The 20139-nt window shown below is 75.4% G+C and carries 18 protein-coding genes and 1 riboswitch; of the genes, 14 read left to right on the top strand and 4 right to left on the bottom strand.

Annotated elements, in window-relative coordinates; translation table 11 throughout:
* Window positions 1-20: 20 nt before the first annotated feature.
* The gene (locus AC2A1K_RS20215; protein WP_483898107.1) at window positions 21-572 is read right to left on the bottom strand and encodes a TetR/AcrR family transcriptional regulator; all 552 of its coding nucleotides are present in this window, start codon (window positions 570-572) and stop codon (window positions 21-23) included.
* 55 nt (window positions 573-627) lie between these two features.
* Between AC2A1K_RS20215 and AC2A1K_RS20220 the strand changes: the two genes are divergently transcribed.
* The 3 genes from AC2A1K_RS20220 to AC2A1K_RS20230 all read left to right on the top strand — a co-directional run bounded on the left by AC2A1K_RS20220 (window position 628) and on the right by AC2A1K_RS20230 (window position 4429).
* Entirely contained in the window at window positions 628-1506 is an 879-nt protein-coding gene (locus AC2A1K_RS20220; protein WP_483898108.1) for an NmrA family NAD(P)-binding protein, read from the top strand.
* A 49-nt stretch (window positions 1507-1555) separates the two neighbouring features.
* Window positions 1556-1670: riboswitch (SAM riboswitch) on the top strand.
* A gap of 39 nt (window positions 1671-1709) precedes the next feature.
* Window positions 1710-3053: an aminotransferase class V-fold PLP-dependent enzyme gene (locus AC2A1K_RS20225; protein WP_483898109.1), complete on the top strand. Its 1344-nt coding sequence runs from the start codon at window positions 1710-1712 to the stop codon at window positions 3051-3053.
* A 239-nt stretch (window positions 3054-3292) separates the two neighbouring features.
* Window positions 3293-4429 (top strand): LLM class flavin-dependent oxidoreductase, encoded by a 1137-nt coding sequence (locus AC2A1K_RS20230; RefSeq protein ID WP_483898110.1) that lies wholly within the window; start codon window positions 3293-3295, stop codon window positions 4427-4429.
* A gap of 21 nt (window positions 4430-4450) precedes the next feature.
* Here AC2A1K_RS20230 and AC2A1K_RS20235 read toward each other — a convergent pair whose 3' ends face one another.
* On the bottom strand, window positions 4451-5551 hold the full coding sequence (locus tag AC2A1K_RS20235; protein ID WP_483898111.1) for an LLM class flavin-dependent oxidoreductase: 1101 nt from the start codon (window positions 5549-5551) through the stop codon (window positions 4451-4453).
* Window positions 5552-5864: 313 nt separating this feature from the next.
* Here AC2A1K_RS20235 and AC2A1K_RS20240 point away from each other — a divergent pair, with 313 nt between their 5' ends.
* Window positions 5865-6959 (top strand): LLM class flavin-dependent oxidoreductase, encoded by a 1095-nt coding sequence (locus AC2A1K_RS20240; protein WP_483898112.1) that lies wholly within the window; start codon window positions 5865-5867, stop codon window positions 6957-6959.
* Here the strand turns inward: AC2A1K_RS20240 and AC2A1K_RS20245 are convergent.
* On the bottom strand, window positions 6926-7867 hold the full coding sequence (locus AC2A1K_RS20245; RefSeq protein ID WP_483898113.1) for a TIGR03564 family F420-dependent LLM class oxidoreductase: 942 nt from the start codon (window positions 7865-7867) through the stop codon (window positions 6926-6928). The genes AC2A1K_RS20240 and AC2A1K_RS20245 overlap by 34 nt on opposite strands.
* Before the next feature lie 47 nt (window positions 7868-7914).
* On the opposite strand from AC2A1K_RS20245, the gene AC2A1K_RS20250 reads away from it, so the two are divergent.
* From AC2A1K_RS20250 to AC2A1K_RS20285, 8 genes are all read left to right on the top strand, one after another.
* On the top strand, window positions 7915-8670 hold the full coding sequence (locus tag AC2A1K_RS20250) for a helix-turn-helix domain-containing protein (protein ID WP_483898114.1): 756 nt from the start codon (window positions 7915-7917) through the stop codon (window positions 8668-8670).
* A gap of 110 nt (window positions 8671-8780) precedes the next feature.
* Window positions 8781-8876, top strand: a complete 96-nt coding sequence (locus AC2A1K_RS20255) for a putative leader peptide (RefSeq protein ID WP_483898115.1) — start codon at window positions 8781-8783, stop codon at window positions 8874-8876.
* Between the two features lie 58 nt (window positions 8877-8934).
* Window positions 8935-10263: an LLM class flavin-dependent oxidoreductase gene (locus tag AC2A1K_RS20260; protein ID WP_483898116.1), complete on the top strand. Its 1329-nt coding sequence runs from the start codon at window positions 8935-8937 to the stop codon at window positions 10261-10263.
* Window positions 10260-11657: an NtaA/DmoA family FMN-dependent monooxygenase gene (locus AC2A1K_RS20265; protein WP_483898117.1), complete on the top strand. Its 1398-nt coding sequence runs from the start codon at window positions 10260-10262 to the stop codon at window positions 11655-11657. The genes AC2A1K_RS20260 and AC2A1K_RS20265 overlap by 4 nt, the downstream gene beginning before the upstream one ends.
* The gene (locus AC2A1K_RS20270) at window positions 11654-13291 is read left to right on the top strand and encodes an ABC transporter substrate-binding protein (protein ID WP_483898118.1); all 1638 of its coding nucleotides are present in this window, start codon (window positions 11654-11656) and stop codon (window positions 13289-13291) included. The genes AC2A1K_RS20265 and AC2A1K_RS20270 overlap by 4 nt, the downstream gene beginning before the upstream one ends.
* Before the next feature lie 13 nt (window positions 13292-13304).
* Window positions 13305-14249: an ABC transporter permease gene (locus AC2A1K_RS20275; protein ID WP_483898119.1), complete on the top strand. Its 945-nt coding sequence runs from the start codon at window positions 13305-13307 to the stop codon at window positions 14247-14249.
* Between the two features lie 41 nt (window positions 14250-14290).
* Window positions 14291-15136 (top strand): ABC transporter permease, encoded by an 846-nt coding sequence (locus tag AC2A1K_RS20280; protein WP_483898129.1) that lies wholly within the window; start codon window positions 14291-14293, stop codon window positions 15134-15136.
* Window positions 15133-16764, top strand: a complete 1632-nt coding sequence (locus tag AC2A1K_RS20285; RefSeq protein WP_483898120.1) for a dipeptide ABC transporter ATP-binding protein — start codon at window positions 15133-15135, stop codon at window positions 16762-16764. The genes AC2A1K_RS20280 and AC2A1K_RS20285 overlap by 4 nt, the downstream gene beginning before the upstream one ends.
* 5 nt (window positions 16765-16769) lie before the next feature.
* On the opposite strand, the gene AC2A1K_RS20290 is transcribed toward AC2A1K_RS20285, so the two are convergent.
* Window positions 16770-17423: a nitroreductase family protein gene (locus AC2A1K_RS20290; protein ID WP_483898121.1), complete on the bottom strand. Its 654-nt coding sequence runs from the start codon at window positions 17421-17423 to the stop codon at window positions 16770-16772.
* Window positions 17424-17494: 71 nt separating this feature from the next.
* On the opposite strand from AC2A1K_RS20290, the gene AC2A1K_RS20295 reads away from it, so the two are divergent.
* The gene (locus AC2A1K_RS20295) at window positions 17495-18559 is read left to right on the top strand and encodes an LLM class flavin-dependent oxidoreductase (RefSeq protein WP_483898122.1); all 1065 of its coding nucleotides are present in this window, start codon (window positions 17495-17497) and stop codon (window positions 18557-18559) included.
* A gap of 12 nt (window positions 18560-18571) precedes the next feature.
* Window positions 18572-20139: LLM class flavin-dependent oxidoreductase (locus AC2A1K_RS20300; RefSeq protein WP_483898123.1), on the top strand; the 1568-nt coding region annotated here is incomplete at its 3' end.

A 20139-nucleotide genomic window follows, 5' to 3' on the forward strand; every position in this document is an offset into this window, starting at 1 on the left:
ACCGGCCGTGCGGTCGAGGGTCACCGAACCGACGCAGCCATCCCCCGCAACGTCGTCGCGATCAGCCGGCCGGCTGCGTCGGCGCCCTGCTGCTCGCGCGTCCACGCGGCGGCGTTCATCAGCGTCACGACGTCGTCGACGGTGACGTCGTCGCGCAGGTCCGCGGCGGCCACGGTGCGCTCGGTGATCGCCGCCATCCGCGCGCAGTCGGCGGCGAGGCGGTCGCCGGCGTCGTCGGGGGCGTGGAGATCCGACGCGATCAGCTCGGCGAGCCCCCGGTAGGTCGCGGCGTGCTCGGCGACCCGGTGCAGCCAGGTCGCGAGGTCGGGGACCTCGGTGCCCTCGGCGCGCGCGAACAGCGCGTCGTGCCGATCGGCCAGCAGCCCGCCGACGAGCTCGCGGCGTGTGGGGAAGTGCTTGTAGAGCGTGCCGACGGCCACGCCGGCCCGCGCGGCGATGGCCGAGAGCGACGCCCCGGCGCCGTCGGCCGCGAAGACCTCGTCGGCCGCGGTCAGCAGGGCCGCGCGGTTGCGGGCGGCGTCCGCGCGGGGCCGTCGCGTGGGTGTCGACAAAGTGAGTACCCCTCATGTTAGTTTCTCGAGGCATACTCACTTTAAGGGGAACGACATGATCGTGGTGCTCGGCGCGACGGGGGCGATCGGCGGGGCGGTGGCCCGGCGGCTGGCGGAGCGGGGCGTCCGGTTCCGGGCGGTGGTGCGCCGGGCCGGGACCGAGGTGCCGGGCGCCGAGGTGGTCCGCGCCGACCTCGACGACCCCGCCTCGCTGCCCGCCGCGCTCGCGGGCGCCGAGCAGCTCTTCCTCAACGCCGGCGGGGCGGTCCCGGCCGAGGGCGAGCAGCCGATGGTCGCCCAGCAGGAGGCGGCGGTGGACGTGGCGGTCGCGGCCGGGGTGCGGCACGTCGTCAAGATCTCGGTGCAGGGCGCGACGCCGGGACGCCCGCTCGCGGTCGGGGCCCACGCCCGGATCGAGGCGCACCTGGCCGCCTCGGGGCTCGAAGCCACGGTCCTGCGGCCCAGCGGCTTCTTCCAGAACCTGCTCACCGGCGTCAGCACGTTCACCGACGGCGGCGACCTGCTCGACCCGTACGACGGGGGAGCGGTCGGTTACCTCGACGCCGACGACATCGGGGCCGTCGCCGCGGCCGTGCTCACCGGCACGGCGCCGCGCGGGGGCGTCCCCACGCTCACCGGGCCGCGCCTGCTCACGCACGACGACCTCGCGGCGGCGCTGGCCCCGGTGCTCGGCCACCCCGTCGGCGTCGTGCCGCTGCCGCCCGACGAGGTCGTCGGCTTCCTCGTCGACCGCGGGCTGTCCGTCACGTTCGCCCGGGACGTCGCCGAGCTCTCCCGGGGCGCGGCGGCCGGCGAGCTCGCCGAGCTCACCGACGACGTGGAACGCCTGACGGGCCGCCCGCCGCGGGACGTCACCGACTTCGTCGCCGAGCACGCCGAGGAACTGCGCCGCGTGGTGCCGCAGCCGGTGTGAGCGATCAGGCTTGCGGTGGCGCTCGCGCTCCGTGCTAGCGTCCCGCCCAGGTCACGAGCGCCAGCGCCAAGCCCCGGCTCGCTGGTCGGCAACCCTCCTCCGCGGCGGGGTGCTCCGGGTGATGACCAGGCCGACGCGACACCCGTCGTCGGCAAGCGCGGATCCGTCCCGACGTCGGATCCCCGACGGTCCGGAGATCCGTCATGACCGTGCTCACTGTGTCCACTGCGGGGCCCGCCCTCCCCACCACGGTCGGTACCGACCTCGAGGTCCCCCTGGTCGACGGCCGCCGCGTGCGCCACGTCGACCTCGACGCGGCCGCCAGCGCGCCGCCGCTGCAGGCGGTCGCCGACCACGTCGCCGAGGTGCTGCCGTACTACGCCAGCGTCCACCGCGGCGCCGGCTACACCTCGCGGGTCTGCACCTCGCTGCTGGAATCCGCCCGGGAGACGGTGGGCCGCTTCCTCGGGGCGAGGCACGACGACGTCGTCGTCTTCACCCGCAACACCACCGACGCCCTCGCGCTGCTCGCCCGCGCCGTGCCGGGCCCGGTGCTGACGCTCGACCTCGAGCACCACGCGACCCTGCTGGCCTGGCGCCACACCGAGCACCGCGTCGTCGTCGCCCGCGACACCGTCACCGGGACGCTCGACGCCCTGCGCGCCGCCGCCGCCGAGCACACCCCCGCCCTGATCGCCGTCACCGGCGCCTCCAACGTCACGGGCGAGACCCTGCCGCTCCGCGAGATCGTCGACCTCGCGCACGCCGCCGGCACGCGCGTCGCGGTCGACGCCGCGCAGCTCGCCCCGCACCGTCGCATCGACCTCGCCTCCCTCGGCGTCGACTACGTCGCGCTGTCCGGGCACAAGCTCTACGCCCCGTACGGCGCGGGTGTGCTCGTCGGGCGCCGCGACTGGCTCGACGCCGCGCCGGCGCACCTCGGCGGTGGGGGCGCAGTGCGTGCGGTCGACGTCGTCGACGGCGCCACGGACACGACCTGGCTCCCGGCGCCCCAGCGCCACGAGGGCGGCACGCCGAACCTCCTCGGGGCCGCCGCACTCGCCGCCGCGTGCCGCGCGCTCGAGCCGGTCATCGACACCGTGCTGCCTGCCCACGAGCGGACGCTCGCAGGAAGGCTGCGCGCCGGGCTCGCCGGGACCGCGGGCGTGCGGACGCTCGACGCGTTCACCGACGCACCCGACCGGGTCGCCGTCGTGACGATCGAGGTCGAGGGACTGCCGGCGGGGCTCGTGGCCGCGGCGCTGTCCGCGGAGCACGGCATCGGTGTGCGCGACGGCCGGTTCTGCGCGCATCCGCTGCTGGCCCGGCTCACCGGCGGCCGCGACGCGGTGCGCGCGAGCCTCGGGCCGGCCACCACGACCGAGGACGTCGACCGGTTCGTCACCGCGGTCGCGACGCTCGTGGCGCACGGACCAGCGTGGACCTACGCCCTGCGCGAGGGCCGCTGGCTGCCGACGCCCGACCCCCGGGACCTCGACCCGTTCCGGCTCGGCGAGCACGCCGACCCGGCCGGTTGCGGACGATGACACTTCCGCTTGCCGGGGCCGGGGTCGCCCGGTAGGCAGGAGGCACACCAACAGGTGGGAGGCGGGTGCCGTGATGATCTCCTTTGCCGGTACGCACCGCCGCCACGTCGACCTGGTGCGCACGGCGAGTGCGGCGTGTCCGGGGACGTCCCGCGTCCCCGACCCGCTCGCTCCTCCGGAGGTCCCCCCGTGCGCCCGTCCCGTGTCGTGACGACCGTCCTCTCCGCGCAGGTGGTCGCATGACCATCCCGCTCTCGGTCCTCGACCTCGCCCCGGTCCCACCCGGCGGCACCGGCGCCGACGGGCTGCGCGACAGCGTCGCGCTGGCGCGGGCCGCCGAGGCCGCGGGCTACCGGCGCTACTGGGTCGCCGAGCACCACCTCACCCCGGGCGTCGCGTCGGCGTCGACGCCGGTGCTCGCCGGCCTCATCGCCGGCGCGACCAGCACGATCCGCGTGGGCTCGGGCGCGGTGCAGATGCCGATGACACCGCCGCTGCAGGTCGCCGAGCAGTTCGGCACCGTCGCCGCGATCCACCCGGGGCGCGTCGACCTCGGGCTGGGGCGCTTCGACATCCACAAGATCTTGACGATGATCAGCGAGCGGGCGAAGCCTGCGGGCGAGGTGCCGCCCCCGCCGCCCTCGAAGTGGGTCGACGGCCTGCTGCTGCCCAGCCCGGGGCACGTCCCCGGTGTGGACCTGTCCGGGTTCGCCGTCCTCGGCGAGCGCATGGGCATCAGCGGCGACGACCCGGCGCCGGACCACCGCGCGCAGGTCCGGGAGATCCTCTCCTACCTCGAGGGGACGGCCACCCGCGACGACGGCACCCCGCTGCGAGTCCCGGCCGCGGAGGGCGCCGACCTGGAGTTCTGGCTGCTCGGTTCCAGCCCCGGCGTGAGCGCGCAGACCGCGGGCGAGCTCGGCCTCCCGTTCGCCGTCAACTACCACACGATCCCCACCACGGTCCTCGACACCGTCGACGCCTACCGCGCGGCCTTCACGCCGTCGGCGCACCGCGACCGGCCGTACGTCATGGTCTCCGCCGACGTCGTCGTGGCGCCGACCGACGACGCGGCGGCCGAGCTCGCCGCGCCCTACGGGCAGTGGGTGCTCGACATCCGCACCGGCCGCGGCGCGCAGCCCTACGTGACACCGGAGCAGGCGCGGGCACGGGCGTGGAGCGAGGACGAGCGCGCGGGCGTCGCCGACCGCGTCGCCACCCAGTTCGTCGGCGCGCCCGCCACCGTCGTCGCCGGGCTGGAGACGCTGGTGAAGGCCGTCGGCGCCGACGAGCTGCTCGTCACGACGATCACCACGCACCACGCCGACCGCGTGCGCAGCCACGAGCTGCTCGCCGAGGCCTGGGCGGCGCGCTGACGCCTGGCCCCGGCTCGTTCGTCACGCGGGCGGGCGCAGGCCCGCGGCGCGGCCGGGGTCGTCGGGACCCCAGAGCGTGGTCGAGACCTCGCGACGCACGAGGGGGATGACCTCCTCGGCGAAGCGGGCCAGGACCTCCTGCTGTTGGGGGTACGGCAGAACGGGGTTGATCGACACCGACTGCAGGTCGTGGTGGTAGCTCTTGTGGTAGTCGAGGATCTTCGCCGCGACCCGCTCCGGGGCGCCGACGAGCGCCGGGCCGTGGGCGACGGCGTCCTCCATGGTCGTGAACGACATCGTCTTGCCCCTGCGGGTGTCGCCGGCGTGCTTCGCGGCGAGCTTGGCCGCCATGGCCTCGTAGATCGGCCGGTACTGGGCGATCGCCTCGTCGTCGGTGTCGGCGAGGAACAGCCCGCCGGACCCGGACCCCACGTAGCCGATCGACGGGTCGTGCCCGTACTCGGCGAGCTTGTCCCGGTAGCGGTCGATGAGGACGAGGTACGCCTCGCGGGGCTGCAGGGCGTTGGCGGAGAACAGCGGGTCGCCCCACTTCGCGGCGAGGTCCACCGAGGTCGTCGACGTCGCCGATCCGTGCCAGACGCGGAACGGCCCGGCGAACGGGCGCGGGAAGGTGGTCACGTCGTGCAGGTCGGCGTGGTGGGTGCCCGCCCAGTCGACGTGCTCGGAGCGCAGCAGCCGGCGCAGCAGCTCGTAGTTCTCCTCCATGTACTCGTACTGCCGGGCCAGCTCGAGGCCGAACATCCCGAAGTGCTTGTCCTCGTTGCCCTTGCCGACGACGATCTCGAGCCGCCCGCCGGAGAGCTGGTCGACCGTGGCGTAGTCCTCCGCGACGCGCACCGGGTCGAGCAGCGACAGCACGGTGACGCCGGTCGAGAGCAGGATCCGCTCGGTGGCCTGGGCCAGGGCGCCGAGCAGCACCGTCGGCGCCGACGAGACGAACTCACCGGCGTGGCGCTCGCCGACCGCGTAGGAGTCGAAGCCCAGGCGCTCGGCGCGGACGGCGGTCTCGACCACGCGCTCGAGGCGCTCGTGGACGGAGATCAGCTCGCCGGTGACCGGGTGCGGGGCGTGCGGGACGATGTCGAGAACCTGGAACTTCACGGGTGCTCCCAGGGGAAGGTTCGATAAGGCGGCGGCCTCAGCGACACCCCTGGGCGGTGACCCGGCGCAGATCCACGTGACGACGACGCGTCAGCGCGCGGCAGCGGGGCACCGTTCGAGACTCCGCCTGCTCACGGAGCGATGTCAACACCGCTTGCGCCACGCCGCCGGCGCGCACGAGTATCGGAGCGTGGTCGAGCTGGTGCGCCTCTGTCACTCCTGGGAGCGCCTGCACGTCGACCTGTGCCGCACGCGGTCGGCCCGCTGTCGCTGACGGGTCCCCCGTCCCTGACGCATCTCCGTGGAGTTCCCCGTGGCGCCGCCCCTCTCGGTCCTCGACCTGTCCCCGATCCCCGCCGGGTCGACGGTCGCGGACGCGCTGCACAACACCGTCGACCTCGCCCGCGCCGCCGAGCGCTTCGGGTACCGGCGCTTCTGGCTCGCCGAGCATCACCTCAACCCGGGCGTCGCCGGCGCGGTGCCGACCTTGCTCATGCAGGCGGTCGCGGGCGCCACCGAGCACCTCCGCGTCGGCTCCGGTGCCGTACAGACCGGGCACCGCACCCCGCTGTCGGTGGTCGAGGAGTTCGGCACCCTCGACGCGCTGTACCCGGGGCGGGTCGACCTCGGGCTGGGGCGCTCCGGGGGCACCAAGGACCCACGGCGCGACAACGGGCACGTCGAGCGGCGGGTGGTCGACGGCGTCGTGATCCCGGCGCCGTTCTCGGTGCGCGGGCTCCTGCGGTCGCAGCGGGTGAAGGCGCAGCGCGAGCTGATCCGCCAGCCCGGCGCGGAGGCGCCCGGCTACACCACGGTGGTCGAGGAGGTCCTCGGTCTGCTCGCCGGCACCCACCGCACGTCCGAGGGTGTCGAGGTCCACGCGATGCCGGGGGAGGGGGCCGGCGTCGAGACGTGGGTGCTCGGCAGCAGCGGCGGGGAGAGCGCCGAGGTCGCGGGCGCCCGTGGGCTGCCGTTCGCGGCGAACTACCACGTCAGCCCCGGCACGGTGCTCGACGCCGTGGAGGGCTACCGCGCGGCGTTCCGCCCGTCGGCGACGCTCGAGCGCCCGCACGTGATGGTCTCCGCCGACGTCGTCGTCGCCCGCGACGCCGCGCGCGCCCGGGAGCTCGCGGCCGGCTACGCGCCCTGGGTCCACAGCATCCGCTCCGGGGCCGGCGCGATCCCCTATCCCGACCCGGCCGCCGCGGCCGCGGCGAGGTGGGACCCGGAGCTCGTCACCGACCGGCTGGAGACGCAGTTCGTCGGCGATCCCGCGGCGGTCGCCGAGCGCCTCGCGGCCCTGGCCCGGCTCACCGGCGCCGACGAGCTGCTGGTCACGACCATCACCCACGACCACGCCGACCGCGTGGAGTCCTACCGGCTGCTGGCCGCGGAGTGGACGGCGTGACCGAGCTGCGCGAGCACCGGCAACGTGCGCGCCCGGTCCGCGGCGTCCCCGACGAGGCTGACGTTGACGTCGGTCGCCCCGGCCTCGGCGTAGCGGCGCAGGCCGTCGGCGACCTCGTCCTGGTCGCCGGCGACGACGATGTCGCCGGGCGAGCCGAACCCGTCGCGGGCGAGGGTCGCGGCGTAGGAGGGGAGCCGCGCGTACGCCGCGTACTCGGCGGCGACCTGCGCGCGCACCCGCTGCGCGTCGTCGGTCACCGCCACCGGCACGCCCACCACCACCCGGGGACGTGGTGCCCCGGCCGCGGCGCGGGTCAGCCGAGGCACCACCTCGTCGCCGATCGTCCGCGGCCCGGCGAGGAACGTGATCGTCCCCGACGCGCGCTCCCCGGCGAGCCGCAGCATCACCGGCCCGAGCGCCCCGAGCAGGACGGGGACCCGCGGCGCGGCGCCCGGCACCGCGGTCGCGGCGGCGTCGGAGCCCGGCCCCACGGCGCCGGGTACCGCACGGCCGTCGAGGATCGGGAGGAGCACGTCGAGGTGCGCGCGCAGCGCCGCGACCGGGCGGTCGAACGGGATTCCATAGACCTCGAGCAGCCCCGGGTGGCTCACCCCGAGGCCGAGCGTGAACCGCCCGTGCGAGGCCGCCTGCACGGTCTGCGCCTGCGCCGCGAGCACCCGGGGGTGCCGGGGCTGCACCACGATCACCGACGCGCCCAGCTCCACCCGCGGGACCTCGCGCGCGATCGCCGCGAAGGTCGTCAGCGTGTCGAAGCCGTAGCCCTGCGGGAGCCACACCGTGTCCACGCCCGCGGCCTCGGCGGCCCGCGCGCGGGTCGCCAGCTCGTCGACGACGTTGTCCGGGTCCGCGGGCAGTCCGGCCGCCACGTTCACACCGATACCGATCATGCGATCAGGCTGCGGCGCACCCCGCGGCCGGAACCAGGAGCCCGCTGATGGGGGTAGTGGCACTGACACCTTGCGACCTGCGACGCCAGGAGCTCGGCCGCTGCCTGCGCGCCTACCGCGACCTCGTCGGGCCGCGGCAGGTCGGGCTCCCGGCCGGTCGCCGGCGGCGCGCCCCGGGCCTGCGGCGCGAGGAGGTCGCGGCGCTCGCCGGGGTCGGGGTCACCTGGTACACGTGGCTCGAGCAGGGCCGGGTCACCGCGTCCGACCAGGTGCTCGACGCCGTCGGGCGCGTGCTGGGCATCGACGAGGTCGGCCGCGAGCACCTCCGCGCGCTGTCGCGGCCCCACGATCCCCTGGACGCCGATCCGGACGGCCTGCGCCCGCTGCTCGCGAGCTGGCGCGACGACCCGGCGGTGCTGCTCGACGCGCGCCTCGACGTGGTCGCGGCCAACGACGCCTGGATCGCCGCCTTCGCGTCCGGGCGCCACGTCCTCGAGCAGCTGCTGGCGAGCACCGAGGACGTCGTCCCGCTCGTCCACGCCCTCGCCCGCCGCCTGCGCATGGCCACCGACCGGGACCCCGGCGACGCGCGCCTGACGCGGGTCCGCGCCGGGCTCCGCGCGGGCGCGCCCGGGCTCGGGGCCCTGTGGGACTGCCGCGGCGTCGGCGCCTTCGGCCGCCCCGTGGTCCGGCTCGCGGGCACCCGGCGGACCGCGCATCTGCTGGCCGAGGCCGGCGCGATCGAGCCGACCGGCGCCGTCGTCCTCGTGCTGCTCCGAGATCCCTCTAGCACCTCTCCGTGACCCCGTGCGGGCGGAGCGTCGCCGGTCACGTCCTGACGCAGCGGTGTTGACACCGGCACGGTGCCGCTCCTTAGAGTCCGAAACGACCCGCACGAACGAGGGAGGACGCGATGACCACCACGGTCCGTGTCCCCGCTTCCCACCGCGGGTGCTACCGGCGCCACGTCGACCTGCAGCGGGTCGCGAGCGCGGTCTGTCCGGCCTGACCGCCCCGGACCCGATTCCCACCACGCCGCGGCCCCGTGCCGCAGGAAGCGGTCACGCATGTCCTCGTCCCCGTTGCACCTCGCCGTCGCACTGGACGGCGCCGGCTGGCACCCGGCTGCCTGGCGCGAGCCCGGGGCCCGCCCCACGGAGCTCTTCACCGCCGGGTACTGGGCCGACCTCGCACGGACCGCGGAGCGTGGCCTGCTCGACCTGGTGACGATCGAGGACGCGTTCGGCCTGCAGTCCGGCGACCACCTCGCCGGGCCCGAGCGCCGCACCGACCGCGTGCAGGGCCGCCTCGACGCCGAGCTGGTCGCCGCGTTCGTCGCACCGCTGACCCGCCGGATCGGGCTCGTCCCGACGGTGACCACGACACACACCGAGCCGTTCCACGTCGCCTCGGCCCTGGCCACGCTCGACCACGACTCGCACGGCCGGGCCGGCTGGCGCGTGCAGACCTCGGTGCGCCCCGACGAGGCCGCGCACGTCGGCCGGCGCACGATCCCCGGGCTGCGTCGTGACGCGCTGGACACCCCGGAGGCTCGGGCGCTGATCGCGGAGCTCTTCGGTGAGGCCGCCGACGCGATCGAGGTGGTCCGCCGGCTCTGGGACTCGTGGGAGGACGGCGCCGAGATCCGCGACGAGGCGGCCAACCGGTTCCTCGACCGCGACAAGCTCCACCACGTCGACTTCGCCGGCGACCACTTCTCCGTCCGCGGCCCCTCGATCGTCCCGCGCCCGCCGCAGGGCCAGCCGCTGGTCGTGTCGCTGGGCCACGGGTGGGAGCCCTACCGGCTGGCCGCGCGCGGCGCGGACGTGCTGCTCGTGACGCCGCACGACGCCGGCGAGGTGGGGACGATCCTCGAGCAGGTCCGCGCGGCCGAGCGGGACGTCGCGCGGACCGGGGCGAGCGCAGCGACGGGGAATGACACCGGGGCGAGCGCAGCGACGGGGAATGACACCGGGGCGAGCGCAGCGACGGGGAATGACACCGGGGCGAGCGCAGCGACGGGGAGTGACGCAGCGCCGCCGCTCCAGGTGCTCGCCGACCTCGTCGTCCTGCTCGAGGACACCGAGGACGCGGCTCGCGAGCGGCTCGCCCGCCTCGACGCGATCGACCCGCTGACCAGCGACGCCGCGATCGTCGCGACCACACCGGCGGCGCTCGCCGACCTGCTCCTCGACTGGCAGCAGGCCGGGCTCGACGGCTACCGGCTGCGTCCCGCGGTGCTGCCGACGGATCTCGACGCGATCGTCGACGGGCTCGTTCCCGCGCTCCAGCAGCGCGGCGCGTTCCGCACCGAGTACGCCGAACCCACCCTGCGCGAGCGCTTCGGTCTCGCGCGCCCGGCCAGCCGCTACGCGACCGTGGGAGCAGGAGCATGACCGAGCCAGAGAACGGACGGAAGCAGATCGTCCTCGGCGCGTACTTCCCCGGCGTCAACCACGACACCGTCTGGAGCGACCCGGCCTCGGGCAGCCACATCGACTTCACGTCGTTCGAGCACTGGGCGCGGAGCGCCGAGCGCGGCAAGCTCGACCTGCTCTTCCTCGCCGAGGGCCTGCGCATCCGCACCCGCGGCGAGGAGTTCTTCGACCAGGACGTCGTGGGCCGACCGGACACGTTCACCGTGCTCGCCTCGCTCGCGGCCGTCACCCGGCACATCGGGCTGGCCGGGACGATCAACTCGACGTTCAACGAACCCTTCGAGCTGGCTCGGAAGTTCGCCACGCTCGACGTGCTCTCCGGCGGCCGCGCCGCGTGGAACGTGGTGACGAGCTCCGACGCGCCGACCGGCGAGAACTTCCGCCGTGGCGGCTACCTCGGCCACCACCAGCGCTACGAGCGCGCCGGCGAGACGCTCGCCGCGGTCCGCGCGCTGTGGGACTCGTGGGGCTCGGACGCCGTGGTCGCCGACCCGGGATCCGGGCGGTTCCTGCGCGACGGGCACGTCGGCGACTTCGCCCTGACGGGCAACCAGTTCGACATCCGCGGGCGGTTCACCGTGCCGCGCAGCCCGCAGGGCCACCCGGTGATCCTGCAGGCCGGCGAGTCGCCGGCCGGGCGCGACTTCGCCGCCGGCAGCGCGGACGCGATCTTCTCCCGCTACCAGCAGTTCGACCAGGCGCGGGCGTTCTACGACGACGTCAAGGCGCGCGTCGCGACGGCCGGCCGCGACCCCCACGAGGTGCGCATCCTCCCGTCCGCCGCCGTGGTGCTCGGTGACACCGACGCCGAGGCACGCGAGCGCCACGAGCTGATCCACGACCGCCAGGTCGACCCGTGGACCGCGATCGTGCTCGCCGAGATGGTGTGGAACCGCGACCTGTCGGGCTTCGACCCCGACGGGCCGGTGCCCGACGTCGACCCCACACCCGAGGCGCCGACGTGGATCCGCGGCCGCGCCCCGCTGACCCAGGACGCGCACGCCACCGCGAAAGCCTGGCGCGAGATCGGCGAGGCCGAGGGGCTGTCGCTGCGCGAGGTCGTCAAGAAGGTCTTCGACCGCGCCGTGTTCGTCGGGACGCCCGAGCACGTCGCCGACGAGATCGACCGCTACGTGCAGGCCGACGCCTGCGACGGATTCATCCTCGGCTCGCACGTGAGCCCGTCGGGCCTCGACGAGGTGGTCGACCGCGTCGTCCCGCTGCTCCAGGAGCGCGGGGTGTTCCGCGGCGAGTACGCCGGCGGGACGCTGCGGGAGAACCTGGGGCTCGCGCCACCGGGACGGTTCGGGGAGCCCACCCGTCGCGCCCAGAAGGCGGGGGTGTCGGCGTGAGGCGCACGGCACCGGCGGCACCGGCGGCACTGGCGGCACTGGCGGCTGTCACCGCCCTCGTCCTCACCGCCTGCGGAGGCGGTGGCGGAGGCGGTGGCGGAGGCGGTGGCGGGCAGGCCGCCGACGCCGGGCCGCCGCGGCCCGGCGGCACGCTGGTGTTCGCCGTGTCCAGCGACGCCGGCTGCGCCGACCCGCAGCAGGTCGGCAGCAACGACTCGATCTACTCGATGCGCCAGGTCGTCGACTCGCTGACCGACCAGGACCCGGCCAGTGGCGACATCCGGCCCTGGCTCGCGACGTCGTGGGAGTCGAACCCGCAGGCCACCGAGTGGACCTTCCAGCTGCGCCCCGGGGTGACCTTCTCCGACGGCACCGCACTCGACGCGAACGCGGTGAAGGCGAACTTCGACCGCGTCCCGACCCTCGGTGCCCGCGGCACCCTCCCGAGGGGCTACCTGGCCGGGTACCAGGGCACGACGGTGACGAGCCCGACGTCGTTGACCGTCCGCTTCGCGCAGCCCAACGTGCAGTTCCTGCAGGGCACCTCGACGCACAGCCTCGGGATCCTCTCGCCGGCGAGCGCGGCACAGACCGACGACCAGCGCTGCGCCGGCGTCGTCGGGTCCGGGCCCTTCGTGCTACAGACGTACACGAAGGACCAGTCCACGATCCTGACGAAGCGGGCGGGCTACTCCTGGGGCTCGTCGCTGTTCACCCACCCCGGCGAGGCCTACCTCGACCGCGCCGAGTTCCGGGTGGTCCCCGAGTCCGGCGTGCGCACCGGCAGCCTGCAGTCCGGTGAGGTCGACGCCATCGCGAGCATCGGCCCGCAGGACGAGGCGCCGCTGGCGGGGGCGGGGATCGAGCTGCCGTCGCGGGCCAACCCCGGCACGCCGTTCGGGATCGTCTTCAACCAGTCGACGCCGCTCGGGCAGGACGCCGCGGTCCGCGAGGCGATCTCCGCCGCGATCAACCGGCAGGAGGTCGTCTCCGCGGTCTACACGTCCCCGACGCGGCCGGCGACGTCCGCTCTCGCGTCCACGACACCGGACTACGTCGACCAGTCCGCGGCGCTGGCCTTCGACCCGGCCCGCGCCGGCGCGGTGCTGGACGCCGCGGGCTGGGTCCCGGGCCCGGACGGCATCCGCGCGAAGGCCGGGCAGCGGCTGACCCTGCCCCTGATCTACGCGCCGGTCATCGCGACGAACCGGCCGGCGCTCGAGCTGGTGCAGCAGCAGCTGCGCGCCGTCGGGATCGACCTGCAGCTGCAGGAACGACCGGTGGCGGACACCGCGACGATCCAGCAGAGCGGGCAGTTCACGGCCTTCTGGCTCAACGTCAGCCGGGCCGACCCGGACATCCTGCGCGCGCAGTACGGCACCGCAGGCCCGAACTCGTTCCGCTTCCCGGCCGGCACGCCGCTGGACGCCCTGCTCATCGCGCAGGCGGGGACGCTCGACCCCGCGCAGCGCACGCAGCAGGTGGCGCAGGCGCAGGAGCAACTGGTCAGCCAGCACCTGGTGGTGCCGGTCGCCGAGCTCACCACGACGCTCGCGGTCGCACCCGGCGCGCACGACGTCGCGTTCGACGCCTCGTCGCGCATCCAGCTGCACGGCACCTGGATGTCCCAGTGAGCAGTGTGATCGCGTGAGTGGGCCGTACCTGCTGCGGCGGCTCGCGGCGGCCGTCGGGGTGATGTGGGCGGCGTACACCGTCTCGTTCGCCGTCCTGTACCTGCTGGCCGACCCCGTCGCGACGCTCGTCGCGCGGGCGTCCGAGGGCACGACGCTGACGACGGCCGAGCTCGACGCGTTGCGGGCGCAGTACGGGCTGGACGCGCCGGTGCCGGTGCAGTACCTGGAACGGCTGTGGGCGGCGCTGCGGGGTGACCTGGGGACCTCCTTCGTCAACGGTCAGCCCGTCACCAGCACGATCGGCGAGGCCCTGCCACCCACGCTGCAGATCGCCTCGGCGGGGCTCGTCCTCGCGGTGCTGCTCGGCGCGGGGGTGGCCCTGACGGCGACGTACACCCGCAGTCGCTGGCTCGCCCAGGCCCTCATGGGGCTGCCGTCGCTGGCGGTGTCGCTGCCGGTGTTCTGGGTCGGCCTCATGCTGGTCCAGCTGTTCTCGTTCCAGCTGGGCTGGCTGCCCGCGGTCGGCGCCCGCGGGCCGGAGGCGCTGGTCCTGCCCGCGATCACCCTCGCGCTGCCGACGGGTGCGCTGATCGCGCAGGTGCTGGTCAAGAGCATGGACCAGGCGCTCGCCGAGCCGTACGTGACCACCGCCCGCGCGAAGGGGGTCGGGCCGCTCGCGGTCCATCTCCGGCACGCGCTGGGCAACGCGGCGATCCCCGCGCTGACGGTCCTCGGGTACGTCACGGGCAACCTGCTGGCCGGGACGGTGGTCGTCGAGACCGTCTTCACGCGGCCCGGGCTGGGCCGCATCACGGTCTCCGCCGTCGCCGACCAGGACATCCCGCTGGTCCAGGGCGTCGTGCTCTTCGCCGCGTTCGTGTTCGTCGTGGTCAACCTCGTCGTCGACCTGCTCTACCCCCTGCTGGATCCACGCGTCTCACAGGCGGTGCCGGCATGACCGAGCTCCTCGACCGTGGGCCGGATCGTGCCCCCCTCCAGATGGAACCACCGGCGCCGGACCGCGCCCGGCTCCTCCGCTTCCTGCGGCGCCGTCCCGGGCTCGTGCTCTCGGTCCTCGTGATCGTGTTCGTGCTGGCCTCGGCGGTGTTCCCGCAGCTGTTCGCGCCCGGCGACCCGAACCTGGCCGTGCCCCGGGACCGCTCGCTGCCGCCCGGCCCCGGGCACTGGTTCGGCACCGACTACCTGGGCCGCGACGTGTGGACCCGCGTCGTGCACGGCACCGCCCTATCGTTGCAGGCGACGCTCATCGCGGTGGCGGTCGCGCTCGTGGTCGGTGGGCTCATCGGGTTGCTGGCCGGGTTCGTCGGCGGCTGGGTCGACGAGGGGCTGATGCGCGTCGTCGACGTCCTGCTCGCGATCCCGCCGATCCTGCTGGCCCTGGCGCTGATCGCCGCGCTCGGCTTCGGCACGACGAACGTGGCCGTCGCCGTGGGCGTCGCGAGCGTCGCCCAGTTCGCGCGCGTCATGCGGGCGGAGACCCTGCGCGTGCGCGGCACCGTCTACGTCGAGGCGGCCCGCGCGGTCGGGACGCGGTGGTGGGTGACGCTGGGCCGCCACGTGCTGCCCAACGCCGCCGGCCCGGTGCTGGTGCTGGCCGTGCTGGAGTTCGGGCTCGCGATCCTCGCGGTCTCCTCGCTGTCGTTCCTGGGCTACGGCGCGCCGCCGCCGACCCCGGAGTGGGGGTCGCTGGTCGCCGAGGGCCGCAACTACCTGGCCACCGCGTGGTGGATGTGCGCGATGCCCGGCCTGACGATCGCGGCGACGGTGCTCGCGGTGAACCGCGTGTCGAAGGCGCTCGACGGCGAGTGGGGGCGGGACCGATGAGCTCCCTGGTCGTGAAGGACCTGCAGGTCGACTACCGCGTGTCCGGCGGGACCGTCGACGCCGTGCGCGGGGTCGACCTCGACGTGGCACCGGGCGAGGTCGTCGCGATCGTGGGCGAGTCCGGGTCCGGCAAGTCGACGCTCGCGCAGGCGATCATCGGTCTGCTCCCGGACAACGGGGCGGTGCGGGCCGGAAGCGTGCGGCTGGGCGAGGACGAGCTGGTCGGGCGCACCGACCGGCAGTGGCGCTCGGTGCGTGGCGCGCGCATCGGGCTCGTCCCGCAGGACCCCTCGGTGTCGCTGAACCCGGTGCAGAAGGTCGGCGCGCAGGTCGCGGAGGTGCTGCGGACCCACGGGCTCGCCGACCGCCGCTCGGCGCCGGCGAAGGCCGTCGCGCTGCTCGAACGGGCGGGGCTCCCCGACGCCGCGGTGCGCGCGGGGCAGTATCCGCACGAGCTCTCCGGCGGGATGCGACAGCGGGCGCTCATCGCCGTGGCGATCGCCGCCGACCCCGGGCTGCTCATCGCCGACGAGCCCACCAGCGCGCTGGACGCCACCATCGCGCGCCAGATCCTCGACCACCTCGACGAGCTCCGCGAGGCGTCGGGCAGCGCCCTGCTCCTCATCACCCACGACCTCGCGGTGGCCGCGGACCGCGCCGACCGGGTCGTCGTGATGTCCGGCGGGCGCGTGGTCGAGCAGGGCCCGACGGCGGAGATCCTCGCCGGACCCGCGCACGCCTACACCCGCGAGCTGCTCGCGGCGGCGCCCGGGCTCGCCGTCACCGACCCCCCGCCGCTCGCGGCCCCGACCGGCGGGAACATCCCCATCGCCGAGGTCCGCGGGCTGGTCAAGGACTTCCCGCTCCCGCGTACGGGCGGCTCCTGGCGCCGCGGGACGCTGCGCGCCGTGGACGACGTGTCGTTCACGATCGCGCGGGGGGAGACGCTCGCGCTGGTCGGCGAGTCCGGCTCCGGGAAGTCGACGACCGCGCGGTTGCTGCTGCGCCTGGCCGCCCCGACCGACGGCCGGGTGCTGCTCGACGGCGAGGACGTCACGGCGATCCGCGGCGAACCGTGGCGGCAGCTGCGCCGGCGCGCCCAGCTCGTCTACCAGAACCCCTACGCCTCGCTGGACCCGCGCTTCACCGTCCGCGAGGTGATCGCCGAGCCGCTCCGCGCGTTCCGGGTCGGGTCGGCGTCCGAGCAGGCGGCGCGGGCCGCGGAGCTCGTGGACCGGGTCGCGCTGCCTGTCGCGACGCTCGAGCGCCGGCCGGTCGAGCTCTCGGGCGGCCAGCGCCAGCGGGTGGCCATCGCCCGCGCGCTCGCGCTGGCGCCGGACCTCGTCGTGTGCGACGAGCCGGTGTCGGCGCTCGACGTGTCGGTGCAGGCCCAGGTGCTCGAGCTGCTCGCCGAGCTCCAGGAGCGCGACGGGCTCGCGTTCCTGTTCATCTCCCACGACCTCGCCGTCGTCCGGAGGGTGGCGCACCGCGTGGGCGTGATGCGCGACGGCCGGCTGCTCGAGCTGCGGCCGACCGCCGACATCTTCGACGACCCGCAGCACGAGTACACGCGGACGCTGCTCGCGGCGATCGCGGGGCGGCGGGTGCCGGCCGGGGAGGCCGGGTGAGGGCCTCAGTGCCGCGCGCGGTTCTCGCCCCAGCGCTCCCAGTGCACGACCTGCTCGACCGGCTGGCGCCGCGGCGTCGACCAGCGTCCGCGCACCGGGTAGCCGAGCGGCACCAGACCCATCGTCGCGGCGTCCTCGGGCAGCCCGAGCAGCTCGTCGACCTCCCGCTCGCCCGACAGCAGGTGGAGCGACGTGAGCACGCCACCGATCCCGTGCGCCCGCGCGGCGAGCAGCAGCTGCTGGACCGCCCCGTAGATCGACGCCCCGAACCGCTTGTCGGTCGAGTCCGCGCCGTTGCGGAGCACCGGCACCACGAACACGGGCGCCTCGGCCAGGTGGTACGCGAGGTGGTCGGCGGCGCGGAAGGACGCGGGGCTCAGGCCGTCCGCGGCGCCGTCGCGGGTCGGGTCGAGCAGCTCCTCTCGGCGCACCCCGTAGACCTTCTCCCAGCCCTGCCGGTAGTGCTCGGCGATGCGGGCCTTCAGCGCCGGGTCCGTGACGACGACCCAGCCCCAGCCCTGGCGATTGCCACCCGACGGGCCGCGGACGGCGGTGTCGAGCAGCTCCCACAGGACGTCGTCAGGGATCGGGGTCGCCGCGAGGTACCGCCGCGCCGGGGTCGTGCGCAGGCCCTCGAGCAGCTCGACGCGCTCCGCCACGGGTCCTCCTCCGTTGATCGACATGACGTGTCCACCGTAGGCGCGTCCCGGCGCGCTCCGGGAGGACGGCAGTGACGAGGACCACCGGGCTCGCCGTCGGACTGGAGATCGATGGCGACGGCGCCCACCCCGCCGCCTGGCGCTTCGCCGACCACCCGCCCGACGCCCTGCTGACCCCGGGTCACCTCGCCGCCGTGGGGCGGCGCGCCGAGGACGCCGGGTTCGCCTTCGTCACGCTCGCGGACGCGACGGCCGGCGACCCCGGCGCGGGCGTCGCGGGCCGGTTCGACCCGGTCACCGCGGCGTCGTTCCTGTCCGCGCGGACCGAGGCGCTCGGGCTGGTGCCGCTGGTCGCCGCCGCGCACGCCGAGCCGTTCGGAGTCTCCAACCAGCTCTCGGGTCTCGACCACGCCTCGGTGGGCCGGGCGGGCTGGCTGCTCGGCACGGAGGCGGGCGCGGCCCGGGCCGCCGCGCACGGCCTCCGGCACGAGACCGACGCGGAGGTCCTGGCCGGGGAGGCCGCCGACGTGGTCGACGCCGCCCGGCGGCTCTGGGACTCCTGGCAGGACGACGCGATCATCGCCGACGAGGCGAGCGGCCGGTTCCTCGACGCCGACCGCGTGCACCACGTCGACTTCCGCGGACGGTCGTTCGCGATCCGCGGCCCGGCGCTGGTGCCCCGCCCGCCGCAGGGGCAGGTCCTGGTGCTCGCCCCGGTCGGGACGCTGCCGCCCGATCTCGTCGACGTGGACGTCGTCGCCGCGCCGTCGGTCGACGATCTGCTGGACGCGCCGTCGCAGGCGCCGCGCGCGCTCGCAGAGGTCGAGGTCGTGCTCGACGCGGGCGGCACCCCGGCCGCCGACCGGCTCGCCGCACTGGACCGCCACGCCCCCTGGAGCCCCGACCGGCGCCTGCGCCACGTCGGCGCCCCGGCGCGGCTGGTCGGCCTGCTGCGCCGGCTCGCCGACCGCTTCGACGCGGTGCGTCTGATCCCCGCGGTGCTCGAGGTCGACGGCGCGGTCCTCGCCGACGAGGTCCTGCCGGGCCTCGGCCACCACCTGCGCCGTCCCGTGCCCGGCCACACCCTGCGCGACCAGCTGGGCCTGGAGCGGCCGGCCGGTCGGTACGCGTCCTGAGAGGAGCCGCTCGTGGCCGCACCCGAACCCGCCCGCCCGCACGCCCGGCTGCACCTTGCCGGGTTCTTCGGCTTCGGCCCCGCCTACGTCTGGTCGGAGGCCGACCCACAGGTGTACTACGACTTCGCCGCGTGGCGCCGTCTCGCGGCCGCGGCCGAGCGCGGCCTGTTCTCCACCCTGTTCCTCGGTGACAGCCAGCGGCTGCGCGAGCACCTCGGCCGCATCACCGACCACTCGGTGACCGGTCGTCCCGACCAGCTCGTGCTGTTCGCCCACCTCGCCGCGGTGACCGAGCGGATCGGGCTCGTCGCCACGCTGAACACCACGTTCTCCGACCCGGTCGACCTCGCCCGGCGCCTGTCCACCGTCGACGTCCTGTCCGGCGGGCGCGCCGGCTGGAACGTGGTGACGACCGACAACGACTGGACCGGCGAGAACTTCCGGCGGGGCGGCGACGTGACCCACGACGACCGCTACCGCTACGCCGAGGAGCACCTCGCGACCGTCGAAGCGCTGTGGTCGGCGTGGCCGGACGGCGTCACGGCGGCGTCGGCGGACGCCCCGTCGTGGTCGGCGCCCGGCGCGATCGGGGAGGTCGTGCGCGGGGCCCGGCGCGCCCGTCCGTCGCTGCCGCCGAGCCCGCAGGGCCGCCCGGTGCTCTTCCAGGCCGGCGAGTCGCCCGAGGGCCGGGAGTTCGCGGCGCGGCACGCCCAGGGAATCTTCTCCCGCTACCTGCGGTTCCCCGAGGCCCTGGACTTCGCCACCGACGTCCGCGCCCGGCTGGTCCGCCGCGGCCGCCCCGCCGAGGACGTGAAGATCTTCCCGGCGACGCGGGTCATCCTCGGCGACACGGACGCCGAGGCCCGCGACAAGGCCCGCTGGTTCCGCGACCGCACCTGGAGCGACCGGCGGATCCGGGCCGTCGTCGAGGCGGTGTGGGGCCACGACCTGTCCGACCACGACGTCGACGGCCCGCTGCCGGCGCACGACCCCGTCAGCGCCGTCCAGACGATCACCCATGGGGTGGTCAACACCAGCGACCGTCCCCGGCGCACCGCGGCCGCGTGGCGCGACCTGGCCGACCGACGCGGTTTCTCGATCCGCGACCTGGTGCTGCACCTGAACGACACGGTCGAGTTCGTCGGGACCCCCTCCGCGGTCGCCGACGACTGGCTCGCTTCGTGCGGGCGGGCGCGATCGACGGCCTCAACCTGCAGCCGAACGCGGTGCCCGACGGGTTCGACGACGTCGTCGCGCGGCTCGTGCCCGCCCTCCAGGACCGGGGTGTCTACCGCACCGCCTACGAGGGCACGACGCTGCGGGAGAACCTCGGGGTGCTCCCCGCCCCGGCGCGGCTGGGGGCCACCGCGTGACCCGGCTCCTGCGCCGCCGCCGTCACGTCGACCTGCGGCGGCAGGCGAGCGCGCTGTGTGGGCTCCCCGGCGCGCGTCCCGGCTGACGGCCTCCGCGGTCGAGTCCGGTCCGCGCCGTCCCCGCGTCCCACACGCACGACGGCAGGATCACCGTGACCGTTCTCCTCCCCACCACCCCGGCCACCACCCCCACCACCCCCACCACCC

Source organism: Actinomycetospora sp. 2LY8.5 (genome assembly GCF_057180585.1).